Genomic DNA, 18,659 nt, shown 5'->3' on the forward strand with positions numbered 1-18,659 from the left:
ACCTCAGATGTACAGCGCAGTTTGTTTTGGATTTGCAAATGTTTGTAATTGATTCGGCTTTGACTCTTTAAGTGTCGAACCCTGTGTCAAATCGAACTGCGCTGTAAATCACATGACAATAAAACTACGGTCACAGATTTATGCAAAAGAAAACTGAACAAGTGCAGGATAGTCTGAATAAAGTGGTGTTTTATGTTTCAGCAACACTTATTCTGCTTTTTTCTCTCGTCACGATTTTATTCAATCAACAGGCCAATCTGGTCATCACCAATATTCTGAACTGGGTCAGTCGTACATTTAGCTGGTATTACCTGCTGGCTGCCACTTTGTATCTGGTGTTTATTATTTTTATTGCCTGTTCACGTTATGGGGAAATTAAATTAGGGCCTAAACATTCCAAGCCTGAATTTAGTTTATTAAGCTGGTCAGCCATGTTGTTTTCTGCCGGAATCGGGATTGACCTGATGTTCTTCTCGGTGGCGGAACCTCTCTCGCATTATATGAATCCACCCGTCGGTGAAGGCCAGACTTTCGAGGCGGCTCGCCAGTCCATGGTCTGGACCCTGTTCCACTATGGTTTAACTGGCTGGAGCATGTATGCACTGATAGGTGTGGCCCTGGGCTATTTCAGTTATCGTTATAACCTGCCACTGACCATCCGTTCAGCACTCTATCCGATTTTTGGTAAAAAGATTCATGGTCCGATTGGGCATACGGTCGATACTGCGGCCGTACTCGGCACGATTTTCGGTATTGCGACCACCTGCGGTATTGGTGTGGTCCAGCTCAATTACGGCCTGCATGTGCTGTTTGATTTACCGGAAAACCTGTGGGTACAGACCGGATTAATCGCAGTCGCGGTGATTATTACCATTATTTCTGTTGCATCCGGTGTCAATAAAGGCATCCGCGTCCTTTCAGAAATTAATATTTATGTCTCGATTGGCCTGTTACTGTTTATTTTAATGATGGGCAATACCGAATTCTTGCTGGCCGCCCTGATTCAGAACTTTGGTGACTATATCAGTCAGTTTCCAAAGCTGTCCTTAACCAGTTTTCCATTTGAGCAACCTAAAGAATGGATGAACAGCTGGACCTTGTTCTTCTGGGCCTGGTGGATTGCCTGGTCTCCTTTTGTCGGGTTATTTCTGGCACGGATCTCTCGTGGACGAACCATCCGTGAGTTTGTCGCCGGCACCTTGATTATTCCCCTATTATTTACCCTGACCTGGTTATCTATTTTTGGTAATAGTGCATTACATAGCGTCATGTTTGATGGGAATACACAGCTGGCGACCACTGTCCTGGAAAATCCGGCACATGGTTTCTATGACCTGCTGGCACAATATCCTGGCTTTAGCTTTATCGCAGGGATCGCAACCATTACCGGTTTGTTGTTCTATGTCACTTCTGCGGATTCTGGCGCTTTGGTACTGGGGAATTTCACCACTAAATTTACCAATATCGAGCATGATTCACCGCGCTGGCTGAGTATTTTCTGGGCCATTGCCATAGGCCTGCTGACCCTGGCGATGCTGATGGCGAATGGGGTTACGGCCTTACAGAACACGACTATTATTATGGGGCTGCCGTTTAGCTTTGTGATTTTCTTTGTCATGGCGGGCCTATATAAGTCCCTGCGTCTGGAAGATTTCCGTCAGGCCAGTACCAGCATGAATGCCGCTCCTGTGGTCGGAAACGTGGATATTTTCAACTGGAAAAAACGGCTTAGCCGGGTGATGTTACATCCGAGCCTGTCCCAAACCCGCAGCATGCTGGAAGATGTGTGCAAACCGGCTATTCAAGCGGTAGCAACTGAACTAATGAATAAGGGCGTGCATGTCGATGTACAGGAGAAAGCGGTAGATGATGAGCCGGAACTCTATCATCTGGATCTGATTATTCAGCTCGATGAAGAAGAAAACTTTGTCTATGAAATCTGGCCGGTGCGTTATGACACGCCAAACTTCAGCTCACGCGGCAAACGAGCCAAACGTTATTACTACCGTCTAGAAAGTTATCTGTTTGAAGGTTCACAAGGCAATGATCTGGTCGGTTATAGCAAGGAACAGGTGATCAATGACATCTTGGATAAATATGAACGTCATATGATGTATCTGCATATTAACCGTATCAGTCCGGGTACACGTCCCCTGTTTCCAGACCGTGAAAATTAATACTGCCCAAGGTCTTAGAAGGAATTGATGATGTCAGAAAGCTTACATGCCTTTGCCCTGTTTTTTTCTTTGCTCAATCCATTTTTGATGAGTATTTATATGCTCGGAATTATCCGTAATTCCGAGGCCAAAGTCTTTAATATGGCATTGATTCAGGGCAGCCTGATCAGTTTTATCGTCTTTATCATTTTTGCCAAGACTGGTGAAGCCTTCTTTCAGGAAGTGCTGCATGTACGCTTTGAATCTTTCCAGATTTTTGGCGGTATCATTTTTCTGGTGATTGGTTATCGCTATGTCTTTGAAGGCGCCGATACCATTGGCGTGATGCGTGGGGCGCCTCATCATCTGGCAGGCACCATTGCCATGCCATTTATGATTGGCCCGGGCACCATTTCAGCGGCGGTGATTACCGGAATTCAGCTCAGTTTATGGCAAACCATGCTGGTGATTTTTCTTACCCTGTTTTTGACCTGCAGCCTGCTGATTCTAATGAAATATCTGCATGATCATTTACAGCATAAATACTCCAACTACATAGATTTATATGTGGATATTGTTGGCCGTGTTGCTGCGCTGCTGATCGGTACCATTGCGATAGACATGATCGTCACGGGCGTCAATGGAATTATCCAAAGTTAATGGTTGAATTAATCATATATAAAAAAGAGCGGGCTAATCTCCGCTCTTTTTTTTACGCTTGTAACAGTTTCAAGTTTAAAACTTGAAAGACACACCAGCATAGGTCGAGAATCCTTCTCCTGGTGAAGATCGCGCCACATCCTTCCCTTGATCATTTAGGCCCGGGATGACCACAGCAGCATATTTTTCATCGGTGATATTCTTGAAATTGATCCAGGTTTTCCATGATTGGTGTTCTGGTGCATAACCGAGGTCAATGCCCCAAATCTGGTAATCATCACTAAAGCGGCTATTGGCATAATCATGCGGCATTTTGGACGCATATTCGGTATTCACGCCGATATAAAAACCATTATGCATGGCATAACTGAGCTGTGCCTGATACAAATGTTTGGGTATTCCCGGCAACTGGTTTTCGCCAAACAGCGGATCATTTTTGTATTGGAAATCACTCAGTGTATAGGCCTGTTGCAAGCGTAACTCGCCGTGTTTAAATTCATGCAATGGTATATCCAAACTGAGTTCGACGCCTTGATGAATGGTTGGTGTGGCATTTGCTTCTACACTGATTCTTTCATTTTTGCTTGAACCCTCTCCATAATCCTTAATCATTTCAGACGTTAAAAGTTCATTTTTAACTTTAGAATAATAATAGCTAAGCGCCCAATCGCCAAAGCCTGATTGGCCACGTCCACCCAATTCCAATGTATTTGCAGTCTGGGTTTTTAATTGAATCGGAGCACGTACCCGACCTGAGGCAATTCCTTCATCAAAATAATAGGGAGATGACCATGCCATCGCCCAAGGATGAGCCGGTTCGATGCTGCGGCTTAAATTGGCAAACCACTGCACAGACTCATTCGGCTGATAAGTCATCCCGAGACGTGGGGCAAAATCCCACTCATACTGATTGATCTTAGGACTGGCAACTGGATAAGTCACTTCACTTTCACGATGGGCATAGACTGCTGCAAGACCCAGATCTAGGGAGAGCTGGTCATTGAGCGCCGTCTGCTGATCAAATTGCAATACATTGTCTGAACCACGATAGGTATAACGGCGCGTGACCGTATCTGCCGGATATGTTTGATTACCAATTTCTGTATTAAATCTTAAAGTTTCCGTTACACCACTGTTTGGACGATGGGTGGTACTGCGTAAGGCAATACGCCCCTGATGTTCCAGACCCAACAATTGATAGGGCTTTTCATACTGAATACGTGCAGTAATATCTTCATAATCGACATTGGTACGATAGCGACTTTCACGTAAGTCTAACGGATAATGATGATATGCCAGACTAGCAGTCAATTTTGCATCATCCTGCAAATTCCAGGTGGTGGTGTTGGCGAGCCAGGTACTGCCCGGCTGGATACGTTTGGCATCAATTCCTACAAAATTAGGATCAGCTACTTTAGGATTGTTTTTTAATTGTTCTTGCCTAATACGCCCCGGTGTCAGATGTTTGCTCTCACGGTAACGGGCATAAAAACGGGTTTCAATGTCCGGGCTAATCTGGTAGCCGAGATTAAAAGCTAGGCCTTTGCCATCACCTTTGGCATGATCCTGAATTCCGTCAAACTGGTTACCCGTTAGTGCCAGATAATAATCCAGCTGATCCAGTTTACGGCCAGTACTGAACTGATATTTTTGATAACCATGACTGCCTGCCTCATACTTCAGTTCAGAACCATTCTGCTCGGCACCAGTCTTGCTTTTATAGTTAATCGCTCCGCCTAGCGCCAGCGCCCCCTGTTTAAAACCGTTTGCACCGCGATAGACGCCAACATGATCAATCCACCAAGGCTCTAGTAATTCATAAGCGGTGCCGCCCGGCCCGGTAAATGGAATGTCATCAATCAGCACAAAGGTACCAGAGGCATGCGCACCTGATGTCCGGTTAATACCCGAGCCACGGATAGACACTTTGGCGCCTTCATTGCCCGGGGATTGAGCATAGATACCGGGTTGCAGACGAAATACATCGGCATTATTTGCAATATGTTGATGTTCAAGCTGCTGGGCTGAAATAAAATTGGTTCCACCTGAGGTTTGCGCAAGCTCGGTCTGGTATTGCTGCTGCGGATCTGTCTGTTCAGCACTGACCACGATGGTGTTGAGTTGTTGCACAGGATGCTGGCTGCGAGATGTTTCAGCATAGACAGCACTGGAAAGAACTGAAAGGATCATCAAGCTTAGCGGTTTTTTGTTCAGCGGAATTGTTCTCGTGCTCATATCGGGTTTATACAATCCTGTATACATGATCCTAATCCTAGAGGGATTCTGGTTTTAAAAATTATGCTGTAGCATAAATGAACAATGCCGAATCAAGGCATTATTTTCTGCCAAAAAACTGACTGATCAGCGTATATTTTTTGATGTAATTTTGGTATTTTTTGATTATACAACTTGCAAGATAGCCACCACATCCTCACAAGTTCCAAGAACTTAATAATTAAGTATTTGATATTAAATAATATGCTATTTAATTCTGCACACATGTATTTCCAGTTGGCATAATGTAATACTGCGTTAAATTCATAGTGGACTAAACCAGTTACTTCATATTCAAAGCTCACTGAAATTGAGTAGCATATCGATTTGAATTAGCTCATAGCATCGTCTTGGATCGAGCCCACAGTCGTTTATATATTTTGAGAAAATTACTGAGCACTGGGTCTTGGATCTGGGCTAAAGGATAAATTTTGGATCAGACTCAACCTGACTCATATTCAAAAATTATTCACTCATTGAGCAGAAAAAGGGTGAAAACCGCGTGAACATAAAGTGATGCAAACAGCAACTGTTTCATTAAAACCTGCACATAGAATAAGCAGATATTTGGACTGAATAATATGCCAAACATTCCCGAACTTGCTGCTGACAATTCAAAAAATATAATTGAATAGCCTATTAAAGAGCTTTATTTTGTAAAATATAGGGAAAAGACCAAGAGTAATAAGATAAACAGAATCGCGGTGCAGCATTTCCAGAATGTCAGGGGATGACGCTCAATCACAGGACGTGAAACAGATTTTTTTAATTCAAGATCAGGCTGTTTCAAGTCATAGATAAATGCTGAAAGTGCCTCATAACGTTGCTCTGGACGAATTGACAGTGCTTTTTTAAAAATCGCATCCAAACCCTTGGGCAAATCCGGACGATATTCAGACAGTGAATGATAGCGTACCTTTTTTAATTTTTTTTCGGTCTTGCAGCGCGCCAGCTCTGTCCCATAAGGCAATTGCCGGGTCAATAAATAATAGCTCATCACTGCCAGTGAAAACTGATCTGATTTTACCGAGGGTGAGCGCCCTATAAAATACTCTGGTGCCATAAATGCCAACGTTCCCAAAGGCACATCTGCATGTTTAGGATTCAGTTCGACCAGCCCTCTAACTGCCGTCGATCCATAATCAATCAGTTTTAATTTCAAAGCATCAATCGGTTCAAGCAGCATGACATTTTCTGGCCGTACATCCTGATGCAGCATTTCAAGTCGATGCATGGCATTCAGTGCTTTGGCCACCTGTTCAATAATCGGAATCAGTTGTTTTAAACTTAAAGCAGTTTTTTGACGATGTAGCCATCGGTTTAAGCTTTCCCCTTGCAAGTATTCATAACTTTGAAATAAAAACTTTTTACTGCCTGTATGCGGATAGTAGTGCATCAGGTTTTCATGTTTTAAACGCTTGGATACCCAGTCTTCCAGCTGGAATTGTTCCACTGCTTTCAGGTCATCCTGCAAATCGACAGACAAGGTTTTAATGACCAGCTGAGCTTGTGTGGCTGCATCCTGCGCCAAATAAAGGCTACTGCGATGATTTTGGTGCAGGATTTTATGAATGCGATAACCTTCAAACAAATCACCATGACTGAGTTGCTGTGGAAATAAAATATTTTCCTGAATCTGAAAGCTTTTCTCTTGAGCTAATGCATCAATTCGGATGATTTGAATGGTGAGATTGTCATCGCTGCCGCGCTTTAAGGCCAGTTCGACGATAGATTGGGCAATAGTATCCAGATTTTGTTTTTGCTGCAGCATATCCGAGATCTGCTGTATATCGATAAATTCATAGACACCATCGGTCATCAAGAGAAACAAATCATCTTCACATAATTCAAGTTGTTGATAATCGACTTCAATCCGATGATCTACACCTAAAGCACGACTTAAATAATGCTCGGTTGAAGATAAACGAACCCGATGATCAATGGTCAGCTGTTCAATGCTTTGGGCTTGAATGCGATAAACACGGCCATCACCTGCATGAAAAATATGTGCCCTGTTTTGTTTCAAAATCAGTGCACTCAAGGTGCAGACATAACCATGATCTTTATCAAAACGTCCCTGACTCTGTTGGGTTTGCGCATACAGCCAAGAGTTGGTCGCACGAATCACCCGAGCAGCTGAAGTTTGGGTACTCCATGCATCCGAAGTTGAATAATAATCGGATAAAAAACTACTGACCGCCGTTTCTGCCGCAATATGGCTGACATTGCTGCTGCTAATCCCGTCTGCAATGGCACAGGCAATACCTTTGCTGCTCAGCGCATGGCCTTCAGGAATATAAATGCCATAAAAATCCTGATTTTGTGCTTTGATTCCGGCGGAAGAATATTGTCCGATACTGATTTTTAATTTTTTATTCATTGTAGACACTCGAAAAGGGATCTAATCGATCCCTTCAATTTCAAGACATAAATATCATGCTCAAATTAAAATTCTTTTTTATCACCTGTACGGACATGCGTGGTATACAGCGCCAGACCAGTTAAAGCTAAACCACCAACCAAGTTACCCAGCACTACCGGTAATTCATTCCACAAGAAATAGTCTGTAATCGAGAAATCACCGCCCATCATCATGGCAAATGGGAACAGGAACATATTCACGACAGAATGCTCAAATCCCATGGCAAAGAACAGCATGATCGGCATCCACATGGCAATGAATTTTCCACTTACAGTTGTTGACATCATGGCGCCAATCACACCAAGTGACACCATCCAGTTACACAGCATGCCGCGTATAAAGATGGTCATCCAGCCAGCAAAGCCATATTCGGCATAACCCAAAGTCCGGTCTTCACCAATATGAGCAATTTTCACGCCGACTTCGTTTGGTTCAGCTGCGAAACCCATGGTATAGACCGCCGCCATCAAGATTGCGACGGTTAAACATCCAATAAAATTGCCTAAAAACACCAGCCCCCAGTTTTTTAAAATACGCGCCCATGTCACCCCTGGACGTTTGTCTAGCCAGGCCAAAGGAGTCAATACAAATACCCCGGTCAGCAGGTCATAGCCCAATAGATATAACATGCAAAACCCGACTGGAAATAACAGTGCACCGATCAGTGGCACCCCTGTCTGTACAGCAATCGTCACCGCAAATACTGCTGCCAGCGCCAGAATCGCACCGGCCATAAATGCACGAATTACAACATCACGTGTGGCCATATGCAGTTTTGCTTCACCAGCATCGACTACTTTTTTTGCAAACTCTGCAGGAGCAAGATAAGCCATAGTTTTATCCCCTTTATATAAAAATTTCTTGCCTGTTATTAAATAAAAAGACGCCTAAGGTCTATTTCAACCCTAGGCGTCTTTGCCTTGCATTATTTAAGCAGATCAATCGTGTCATGGCGCCGTTGCCATATTTACTAAATAGATCAGCAAATAACGTGCCATATTTTTAAATGTAATTGGCTTTGTTGCACCAACCTACAATTGAAGGCTTATCCAGCAATATAATTTCTGAATGAGCAAGCCTAAAATTTAATCCTCCCCAACCCTCCTTTGCTAAAGAAGGGCTGGAGAGCTTTATCCGATTAGCCTACTTTCCTTAATGCAAAATCCCGACCAAAAAGCAGTTTGCTGCGGATATTACTAATCGGTGTCTGATCTGCAATCAGTTCTGCATACCAAGCCCCATCTTCGGTATCGCCAAATAGCACCGCACCAATGACTTTGTCCTGCTGAATGATGATGCGTTTATAAATCTGACGTTTTTCATCATTCAGCACGATATCTTCAAAATCATCCTGAGGTTCGAAATTTCCGGCTGAGAAGACATCACATCCGCTAACCTTGAGTTGGGTCGGAACAGTCGGTGCCTTAAAGGTCAGTCGGCCATGTTCAGCCAGATGCGTCGCACAGATAAAGGCCTGTCCCCAGAGTGGCTCAACCAGTCCAAAGGTTTGGCCACGATGCTCAATACATTCCCCCACTGCATAAATACTCGGGTCATAGGTTTGCATGGTGTCATTCACCAGCACACCGCGATTGCAGCGCAAGCCAGCCTGTTCAGCCAAAGTTTTATTTGGACGAATCCCGACGGCAAAAACCACCAAATCGGCATTCAGCATTGTCCCGTCTTTTAAACGCAGTTGAGTCACGTGACCGTCAATACCGAGCAGCTCTTCGGTATTGGCTTCGGTAATGATCCGGATACCTTTGTCTTCAATTGATTTTTTCAGCATTTGACTGGCTTTCATGTCCAGCTGACGATCCATAATACGGTCCATCAGGTGCAGTACAGTTACATTCATCCCTTGCTGCTTCAGTCCATAAGCTGCTTCCAGTCCCAGCAGGCCGCCCCCAATCACGACGGCGTTTTGTTTGGTTTTGCAGTAATCCAGCATGCGGTTAACATCCTGAATATCCCGGAAGCTAATCACGCCTTCAAGTTCAGTACCTGGAATTGGTGGTACGAAAGGTTTCGAACCGGTCGCGAGGATCAGACGATCATAAGCAACGACTTCGCCTTTTTCGGTATGAACCTGCTTACGTGAACGGTCGATAGAGATGGCAGCATCTCCAGCAATGAATCGAATGCCTTTTTCGGCATACCAGTCGGCTGAATGCAGCATAATTTCGGCAAAGCTTTTCTCACCAGACAATACCGGTGACAACATGATCCGGTTGTAATTACCCCATGGCTCTTCCCCAATCACGGTCATTTCATAACGATCTGGTGCCATATCCAGCAAGTCTTCCAGACAGCGCATACCCGCCAGTCCATTCCCGACCAGTACCAGTTTTAAACGCTCTGTGTTTTGACCATTACTGGAAATATAGGTCTTTTGTGGAGTTGGACTCACCAGAACTTTGCCATTTTCAATTCGGGTTGGAAATACTAGTAATTTCTGCTCTTGTTCTTCCAGACAACGACCGGTCACCAGACTGAAATGCTGCTTGTAAATTGGGGATGCGACTACACGCTCACCTTGCAGATCACCCAGAATGCCACGTGCCATGACATTGGCCAGACTAAACGGATCCTGATTGCTAAGCGCATAAACCCGCTGTTCCTGACCCACGCGAAAAATTGCAATCTGCTGATCTTCAATCAGGGCTGCAACACCGGTATTCGGGGTGATCTCATCCAGATGACAGACTTCGTACCAGTACAGTTCGTTCATGTCTTTTAAAATTGTCATTTTCATTCTCCCTGACTGTGGTATTTAGGCTTCAACCACTGGAATACGGTTTAAATCACGTTCAGCTTCTGTCTTTGGACGAATCTGGCCACGTACAGGCGCAAACTGAATATGCGGGTCATTCTGCTCGGCTGTTTTGGCATTAATAAAGGTCTTAAAGCGTTTGCGCACTTCAGGATCTTCAATTGCGGTACGCCATTCATCCTGATAAGTGCCAATCACATGCTGCATACGGCTTTCCAGTTCAGCAGCAATACCGAGTGAATCATGCACAATGACATCTTTCAGATAGTCCAGCCCGCCTTCCATATTGTCACGCCATACGCTGGTGCGCTGCAGACGGTCTGCCGTCTGGATATAGAACATAAAGAAGCGGTCGATATATTTGATCAGTGTGGAAGTATCCAGATCCGAGGCGAGTAGTTCAGCATGGCGCGGTTTCATACCGCCATTGCCGCATACATACAGATTCCAGCCTTTTTCCGTGGCAATGACACCGACATCCTTGCTCTGTGCTTCTGCACATTCACGGGTACAGCCAGATACTGCCATTTTGGTTTTATGTGGTGAACGCAGGCCTTTATAACGGTTCTCCAGGAAAATCGCCAAGCCGACAGAATCATCGACTCCAAAACGGCACCAGGTACTGCCCACGCAAGATTTCACCGTACGTAAGGATTTGCCGTAGGCATGTCCGGACTCGAAACCGGCATTGATCAGTTTTTCCCAGATTTCAGGCAGCTGATGTACCTGCGCACCAAACATGTCAATTCGTTGTCCGCCCGTGATTTTGGTATATAGACCATAATCTTTGGCGATCTGACCAATGGTAATCAGGCCATCCGGAGTAATCTCGCCACCTGCAACACGCGGCACAATCGAATAGGAACCATCTTTCTGAATATTACCGAGATAGTAGTCGTTGCTATCCTGTAAACCGGCATGGCTAGGTTTTAAAACAAAATCATTCCAGCAGGATGCCAGAATATTGGCTACGGTCGGTTTGCAGATATCACAGCCCATGCCGTGCCCATGTTGCTGAATCAGGTCAGAGAATGTCTTGATTTCATGCACGCGTACCAGGTGATACAGTTCCTGACGTGAATAGGCAAAGTGTTCGCACAGGTGATTGTTCACCGTGACACCCTGACGCTGTAATTCAGATTTGAGAACCTGCGTCACCAGTGGCGCACAGCCACCGCACGCCGTTGCAGCCTGCGTGCATTTTTTCAGTGCACCCAATGAAGTTGCACCGCCATCAATGGCTGAACAGATATCAGCTTTGGAAACGTTATTACAGGAACAGATGGTCGCACTGTCAGGCAATAAATCGATACCACTACCACCTGATTTTGAAGTTGACTGATCAAAGCCCGGCATGATCAGGCTTTCTGGTTGCTCCGGTACAGCCAGACCATTCAGCATCATTTGTAGAAGATCGCTATATTCTTTGGCACAGCCCACCAGCACTGCGCCCAGCAGCTTGGTTTTGTCTGCTGACACCACGATTTTTTTATAAACCTGCGCGGCTTCATCAGCATAGAAATAGCTCAAGGCATCTGGTGACATGGCGTGTGCATCACCAATAGAAGCAACATCCACACCCATCAGTTTGAGCTTGGTGCTCATGTCGGCACCAGCGAATGCATGGCTCTCTTGGTCCAGTACATGTTTTGCCGCGATCCGCGCCATGTCATAGCCCGGTGCAACCAGACCATAAATTTTATTGTCCCAAAGTGCACATTCACCAATGGCATAAATGTCCGGATGTGAGGTCTGGCAATAATCATTAATGATGATGCCGCCACGCTCACCAATCAGCAGGCCGCTCTGGCGCGCCAGTTCATCACGCGGACGAATACCGGCCGAGAACAGGATGATATCGGTTTCAAGTACCGAACCATCTCCGAACTTCATTACATGCTGAGCGTTGTAACCATCTTCAATAGATGAGGTTGCTTTTTGGGTATGCACCTTGACACCAAGGTCTTCAATTCTAGAGCGCAGTACCCGGCCGCCCAGATCATCAATCTGCACCGCCATCAAGCGCGGAGCAAATTCTACGACATGGGTTTCCAGATTCAGATCTCGCAAAGCCTTCGCTGCTTCCAGACCCAGCAGACCACCGCCAATTACCACACCGGTTTTGGCATTCAGGCTGGCTGCGCGAATGGCATCCAGATCTTCAATGGTACGATAAACAAAGCAATTCTGACGGTCATTGCCCGGGATTGGCGGTACAAAGGCATAAGAGCCGGTAGCAAGAATCAACTTGTCAAAATTCAGCACATCACCCTGGCTGGTGGTGACGGTTTTATTGAGCTGATCAATTTCAACCGCTTTAGTATTAATTCGCAAATCAATGCCATAGGCATCGGCAAAATCACTACGACACAGACTCAGATCCTTCACCGACTTACCGCTGAAATATTCGGTCAAATGCACCCGATCATAAGCTAAATGTGGCTCTTCTGCCAAAATGGTCAGCTCAATGTCATCACCGGCCTGTTCCAGTACAGATTCGATGAATTTATGCCCCACCATGCCATGCCCAATCATGAGAATTTTCATATCTGCACTCCAACTATTGTTTTTTTAAAGATGATAAAAAGCCACATATCACGTCTAGGCATTGATATGTCTGCTGATTGAATATGTTGTAAATACCGCAACCCAGCACTTTGTAATGCTGGCGGAAGGGTTGAAACGCTTGTGCGTTTTGTATTGCTGAACAACTGACCATGTCATTTATCCTGTGCTGAACGAAATACCAATCACATTTTTTTGAAAATGCAATTACGATCAGAACGGACATCGTTGGCCGTTGTTAGTATTGAAAGTCATCTTTGACGATTTAATAAATGCAGAAATCGTGCCAACTTTTCCAATAAGAAAACGCCTTATTTCAGGCAGATGATCTACCTAAACGCTTCATTTTGATCAGCCATCAGCTGAAATCCCTAAAGCTATGCACTAAATTGAACAGAAAAATAGAATTTTATGCACCAATTTAATGGCATGTTTTTTGCTTTACTCCTGCTTGAATATTCCTTAGGCCTTACTTGAAAATATTCCATGTCCAAATTACGAATTGCTCTTATTGATGATGATCTGGAGCGTGCCCAATTCATCCAGGAATCCTTACTTTCACATGATTTTCAGGTGGTGGCCTGTTTAATCCTGAATGACCTGAATATGGTACATGTTAAGGGTATTCATGCAGATGTGATCCTGCTGAATATGGATCATCCGCATCGGGATATTATTGAAAGCTGTGTCAGCCAATATGAACTTCCGACCGTGCTGTTTACCCAGAACTCCAATAAAGACACCATCAAAAGTGCGATTGATGCCGGAATCACGGCTTATATTGTCGATGGTATTGATCCCACCAAACTAGAAAGTATTCTGGAAATTTCAATTGAACAGTTTCGCAAACATAAAAAGCTGCTGAATGATTTAAAAGAAACCCAGGACAAGCTAATTGACCGTAAAGATATCGATAAGGCCAAAGCCCTGCTCATCCAGCTGCATGCCTTAACGGAAGAACAGGCCTTTGCTTTATTGCGTAAAAATGCCATGAGTCACCGGATTACCATTGGTGAAATGGCCAGACGCTTACTGGATGCACAGAAGCTGCTACTGGGCCAATAAGGAAAAGCATATGTCCACATTAGAAAAAACTGAACTCAATATTGGCTATATTCCTTTACTTGATTGTGTTGCCATTCTCTGGGCCGAAAAACAGGGGTATTTTGCTGAGCAAGGATTAACCATCAATTTAATCCGTGAAGCCTCCTGGTCAAGTTTGCGTGACCGTCTGGCCTATGGCTTTCTGGATGCTGCACATTGTCTGTCCGCCATGTTGCCCGCTGCCGCTCTGGGCACAGACCAGTTACAGGTGGCTTTGCAAACCCCTCTAGTACTGAGCGTGAATCAGGCTTTTATTAGCCTGCGCCAGGATTTGTGTTATGAACTCGGTATCCAGCCTGAGGATGATGAACAAAGTACCTCAAAGAAACTGGTACAGGCTTTACAAAAGAATCATCCCATCAATCTGGCCTATGTGTATAAATATTCGATTCACCATTACTGCTTAAAAGAATGGTTAGCCCTGACAGATGTCAATATTGCCCACAAGATTCAGCTCATGACCTCACCACCAGCTTCGATGGTAAAAGGAATCTCGGAACAGGTCTTTGATGGCTTTTGTGTGGGAGAACCCTGGAATATTCAGGCCAAGCTTGAAGGCTATAGTTTAATTGTCGCTGCAAGCCAGAATGTCATTCCTAAAGTTGCCGACAAGGTTCTGGCCATGACTCAGGAATGGGCAGAATTACATCCATGCACGGTGAAGGCTTTGGTCAATGCTGTCCAGAAAGCCCAAACGGATTTAAAACAGCGTGCTGATCTGTCCCAAGTTTGGGACATGCTGGTTGATTATCAGATTATCCAGTTTGAATGCTCTGCACAGCGTCATGTCTGTGACTATCATAAAATTCAAAACATCATCCGCAATCTTGTTGGTGCAAGTGCGAAACCGCAGCTTGCCGATTTTATCTGGTTAATCGAGCAGATTGAAAAATGGGATGGTGTCGAAATCTCTGAGATAGAGAAAAAGCAGATTGCAGCACAATGCATGTATGCTGAAATGCTATTTGCTTAAGATTTCATGCAACATATTGCGTAGCCATTGATGACTGGTTTTATGATGACAGGACATATGCCAATACTGCTTTACAGAATAGGTCGGGAAAGCAATCGGTGCCCCAAAAATCTTGAGATTGCCACGTGATAACAGGACTTCACTCAAATAATAAGGCACGGTCGCAATCGCATCGGTTTCCTGTACCACCAGTCCCACGCCTAAATAGCTGGGCAGACGCATTAGAATGTCGCGCTTGAGTTCCAGATTCAGCAATTCATTTTCAATATGGTAATGCCCCATCCCGGCATCAATATCGATATGGGTTTCACGTAAATACTCTTCGGTCGTGATGCTGTCACCCGTTAGTCGCGGATGGTCTTTCGCTGCGATCACCACATAATACTGTTCAAACAGTTTCTGCTGATAAAAGCCATTCTCCAGATTTGGCAAGAAGCCCAAAGCCAGATCAATCTCGCCATTGGCCATCTGATAACTGGTTTCCGAGGTAATCGGACGCACATTCAGGCGGATATGTGATGCATGCTGCTTGAGATACTGTGAAATTTTTGGCAATAACACCAGATGCGATACATCGGTCATCGCCAGTGTAAAACGTTGCTGTGAAGTGACCTGATCAAAATTGATGGTGAAATTATTAATCGCTTCAACTTTACTGAGTGCTTCACTGACCAAGGGAAACAACTGCTTAGATAAATCTGTCGGCAGCATTTCATTGCCAATACGTAAAAATAAAGGATCACCATAATGCTGGCGAATTTTATTCAGCAGATTGCTCACCGCTGGCTGGCTCATGTCTAAATGATCAGCTGCCTGAGATACGTTTTTAAATTTATAGACATAATAAAAAATACTGAGCAATTTACAGTCAAGTTCAAACACAGAAACACATTTCCTTTAACTTTCTAATAATTTTGACGAAGATATCATCGACATCATTTTATCAATTGCCAATGTTCAAATATAACACTTTGCAACGATTTCTAGGATCAGTCAATTTCCATGTGGTGTTAAAAATTACTTTTCTCTGATGTGGAACCTCGTTACAAGTACTTCTGTTGTAAATATGCACTTCTGTTTTTCCTTGGTCAACTTAAACACGCAAGCTTCATGCTATATACTCAAGCCCACAGAATTAACGATGCAAATTAAGAGAAATATCTTATGTTCCAAGGCAAAAAGTTGGTGTGTTTTGATTTGGATGGCACCTTGATTGATTCCGTGGGAGTCTGGAATCAGGTCGATGCTGCGCTGATTCAGGAGTTGGCAAATATTGAAGTCGACTTAAGTCAGATCCAGCAACAGCGCGATCTTCAGCTCAAAAAATTTAAACATCGGCCGGATCCCTATCTGGAATATTGTGCTTATTTAAAAGCGCTTTATGGATTTGCGCCGAATAAAGAAGAAGTAAAAAACCGCCGTTATGCAATTTCACGGCATTTTCTCGATCATGTGGTCGAGCTAAAACCACATGCTGAACGGTTCATTCAAGCCCTGAAACAACAAGGGATTCAGATCGCCCTGACCACAACCACCAGTTTGTTCAATGTGCAGCGTTATCAGGACAATAATCAAAACATTAACAAAAAAATCAGCTTTAATGATGACTTTGCCCTGCTCTTGACCCGTGAAAATGTGCAGAACATCAAGCCGCATCCTGAAGTCTATTTCAATGCCCTTCAGCATTTTCAGGTGCAAGCCGCAGATTGCCTGATTATTGAGGATTCATTAATTGGCGTTGAAGCGGCCAACAATGCAGGAATCGATGTGATTGCAGTTTATGATCAATACTCTGTTCATGAAATAGATTTGATCAAGGTCCAAGCAAATTATTTTGCAGAAGATTTTACTGAGTTATTAAGTTTAGCCCAATAAAAAAAATGCCATGAATCATTGTATTTCATGACATTTTTTTCTGCAGATCTCTGACCTGAGAAGAAAACGTTATTTGGCTTTCTCATAGACTGAGCCTGAACCGACCAGATTTCCTGTTTTTTCATCGATTGCAAAATCAACCATACCTGCACCTGCATTTAACTGAAGTAAGCCATTTTTGCTCACTGCTGCCGGCATCGGATTTTTCTCTTCGGTTTTACCAGTTTCTTTGTCTTTTATGGTGTTGGTAATGAAGTAATTTTCACCATTTTTCGAAATGACCAATACATTTTCAAGTTTTGGATTTTCCAGCGTATTTTTCCAGTTTCCTTGATAATCTGGAGCTGGTGCTTCTGTGAGGTTACAAGCAGTTAAAAGCAGTAATAATGAGATGCCTGAAAAAAATTGAAGATATTTCAAAACTGAGACCTTGATTGTGACAACGCGGCCATTATAGGGACAACCCTCTAGAGCTTAAGCAGGTTGTTGTAGGCAAAGCGTTTCAGCAGTACCGTATCTGTTTTTCTTTGGTGATTTTTTTGAAATATCTCTCCATACTTCATTCATAAAAATGGATGATTCAATTTCTACTAAAACGACAAAAAAGCAAAAAAGTCCCCAATAGACCATGTAAATCTATTGAGGCGTAGCAAACGGGTGAATACCACACATTAAAAATTAGGGCATGATTTTGGATTTAAAGTGGCTCAATACAGATTTAGCAGAGTGGGTTTTTTCAATAATCTGTGCAGTCCAGTGATTCGGCAATGAACATTTGGCCAGACGCACCCAAACAGTAGAAAACTGTTTTATAAAGCTCGCTTCATTATAATGAATGCCATATTCAGCACACAGCGCTTTTACTTTCGGCGCCACCTGCGCATAGCGATTGGCTGGCATGTCCGGAAATAGATGATGTTCAATCTGATGGCTCAAATTACCACTCAAAATATGCAGCCAGTCCGTCCCGGTAAAATTACTCGAACCACGAACCTGGCGTAAATACCACTCAGCACGGGTTTCATTGTCGGTATTATCCATCTCAAAAGTTTCAGCATCTTCCGTAAAATGACCATTAAAAATCACCGCAGACGCCCACAGACTACGAATTACATTGGCTACAGCATTTCCGGCAAACACAGGAATGGCATTCGGGCCAGCAATCACTGGAAAAAATACATAATCTTTTAACACCTGACGGCGCATTTTTTGACGCAGTGGAGCCGCTTCTTTCCAAACTTCTTTCCAGGTTTTGGTTTTATAGGCAATCACATCTTCCAGATGCAAGCGTTGCAGGCCGACATACCATTCAAAAAACACCATTAACTGCATGCCCAGTGGAATATTGAACAGGAAACGTGGTTCCCATTTTTGGGATTCACTGACCCGAATCAGGCCATAACCGACATCATGATCCATCCCGACAATATTGGTATAGGTATGATGAATATAGTTATGGGTATATTTCCAGTCATCTCCTGTGGAAATCGTATCCCAGTCATAGGTGGTTCCGTTCAGGGTCGGATCATTCATCCAGTCGAACTGACCGTGCATGACATTATGTCCCAGCTCCATATTTTCCACAATTTTGGAGATGCCAAGCAGCCCTGTCCCTGCCAGCCAAACCGGTGGCAACCAGCCAGCAAACATCAACATGCCTCGGGATGCAATTTCGCTATAACGGACAAAATTACGGATTTTATAAATATAATTGGCGTCTTTTTCACCCAGATCGTCCATGACCTCGCGGCGGATCGCATCGACTTTAGCACCAAACTCCTCAATCTGTTCAGGACTGAGAAATTGCGACTTACTGTGTCGTTTAAAATCAATTTGCATATTCATGGGAGCACCTTT

General features: G+C 44.0%; 13 protein-coding genes. 5 read left to right on the plus strand and 8 right to left on the minus strand.

What is annotated here, in order from left to right; all coding sequences use genetic code 11:
- Positions 1 to 140: 140 nt before the first annotated feature.
- Positions 141 to 2,177, plus strand: a complete 2,037-nt coding sequence (locus FTU42_RS09150) for a choline transporter (RefSeq protein WP_100535114.1) — start codon at positions 141 to 143, stop codon at positions 2,175 to 2,177.
- A gap of 30 nt (positions 2,178 to 2,207) precedes the next feature.
- Positions 2,208 to 2,816: a MarC family protein gene (locus FTU42_RS09155; RefSeq protein ID WP_100328614.1), complete on the plus strand. Its 609-nt coding sequence runs from the start codon at positions 2,208 to 2,210 to the stop codon at positions 2,814 to 2,816.
- A gap of 75 nt (positions 2,817 to 2,891) precedes the next feature.
- On the opposite strand, the gene FTU42_RS09160 is transcribed toward FTU42_RS09155, so the two are convergent.
- The 5 genes from FTU42_RS09160 to nirB all read right to left on the minus strand — a co-directional run bounded on the left by FTU42_RS09160 (position 2,892) and on the right by nirB (position 12,832).
- Positions 2,892 to 5,051 (minus strand): TonB-dependent receptor domain-containing protein, encoded by a 2,160-nt coding sequence (locus FTU42_RS09160; protein ID WP_180075426.1) that lies wholly within the window; start codon positions 5,049 to 5,051, stop codon positions 2,892 to 2,894.
- Positions 5,052 to 5,739: 688 nt separating this feature from the next.
- The gene (locus FTU42_RS09165; protein WP_180075425.1) at positions 5,740 to 7,470 is read right to left on the minus strand and encodes a bifunctional protein-serine/threonine kinase/phosphatase; all 1,731 of its coding nucleotides are present in this window, start codon (positions 7,468 to 7,470) and stop codon (positions 5,740 to 5,742) included.
- 65 nt (positions 7,471 to 7,535) lie between these two features.
- On the minus strand, positions 7,536 to 8,345 hold the full coding sequence (locus FTU42_RS09170) for a formate/nitrite transporter family protein (protein ID WP_005170868.1): 810 nt from the start codon (positions 8,343 to 8,345) through the stop codon (positions 7,536 to 7,538).
- Positions 8,346 to 8,650: 305 nt separating this feature from the next.
- Positions 8,651 to 10,261 carry a nitrite reductase small subunit NirD gene (nirD, locus tag FTU42_RS09175; RefSeq protein WP_180083300.1) on the minus strand — a complete coding sequence of 537 codons (1,611 nt, stop codon included), beginning with the start codon at positions 10,259 to 10,261 and terminating at the stop codon, positions 8,651 to 8,653.
- A 24-nt stretch (positions 10,262 to 10,285) separates the two neighbouring features.
- Positions 10,286 to 12,832: a nitrite reductase large subunit NirB gene (gene nirB, locus FTU42_RS09180; protein WP_218949813.1), complete on the minus strand. Its 2,547-nt coding sequence runs from the start codon at positions 12,830 to 12,832 to the stop codon at positions 10,286 to 10,288.
- 504 nt (positions 12,833 to 13,336) lie between these two features.
- On the opposite strand from nirB, the gene FTU42_RS09185 reads away from it, so the two are divergent.
- Complete coding sequence (locus tag FTU42_RS09185; protein WP_004280362.1) at positions 13,337 to 13,915, plus strand: ANTAR domain-containing response regulator; 579 nt, start codon at positions 13,337 to 13,339, stop codon at positions 13,913 to 13,915.
- Between the two features lie 10 nt (positions 13,916 to 13,925).
- Positions 13,926 to 14,927: a CmpA/NrtA family ABC transporter substrate-binding protein gene (locus FTU42_RS09190; RefSeq protein WP_180083301.1), complete on the plus strand. Its 1,002-nt coding sequence runs from the start codon at positions 13,926 to 13,928 to the stop codon at positions 14,925 to 14,927.
- Here the strand turns inward: FTU42_RS09190 and FTU42_RS09195 are convergent.
- The gene (locus FTU42_RS09195) at positions 14,916 to 15,809 is read right to left on the minus strand and encodes a LysR family transcriptional regulator (RefSeq protein WP_005096940.1); all 894 of its coding nucleotides are present in this window, start codon (positions 15,807 to 15,809) and stop codon (positions 14,916 to 14,918) included. The genes FTU42_RS09190 and FTU42_RS09195 overlap by 12 nt on opposite strands.
- Before the next feature lie 282 nt (positions 15,810 to 16,091).
- On the opposite strand from FTU42_RS09195, the gene FTU42_RS09200 reads away from it, so the two are divergent.
- On the plus strand, positions 16,092 to 16,802 hold the full coding sequence (locus FTU42_RS09200) for an HAD family phosphatase (RefSeq protein ID WP_005096941.1): 711 nt from the start codon (positions 16,092 to 16,094) through the stop codon (positions 16,800 to 16,802).
- A gap of 69 nt (positions 16,803 to 16,871) precedes the next feature.
- Here FTU42_RS09200 and FTU42_RS09205 read toward each other — a convergent pair whose 3' ends face one another.
- Together FTU42_RS09205 and FTU42_RS09210 are read right to left on the minus strand one after the other, a co-directional pair.
- Complete coding sequence (locus FTU42_RS09205; protein ID WP_074382760.1) at positions 16,872 to 17,222, minus strand: hypothetical protein; 351 nt, start codon at positions 17,220 to 17,222, stop codon at positions 16,872 to 16,874.
- A 258-nt stretch (positions 17,223 to 17,480) separates the two neighbouring features.
- Complete coding sequence (locus FTU42_RS09210) at positions 17,481 to 18,647, minus strand: acyl-CoA desaturase (RefSeq protein WP_180075422.1); 1,167 nt, start codon at positions 18,645 to 18,647, stop codon at positions 17,481 to 17,483.
- Positions 18,648 to 18,659: the final 12 nt, after the last annotated feature.

This window comes from Acinetobacter sp. YH12102 (genome assembly GCF_013419125.1).
In the GTDB taxonomy this organism is placed as follows: Bacteria; Pseudomonadota; Gammaproteobacteria; order Pseudomonadales; family Moraxellaceae; genus Acinetobacter; species Acinetobacter pseudolwoffii.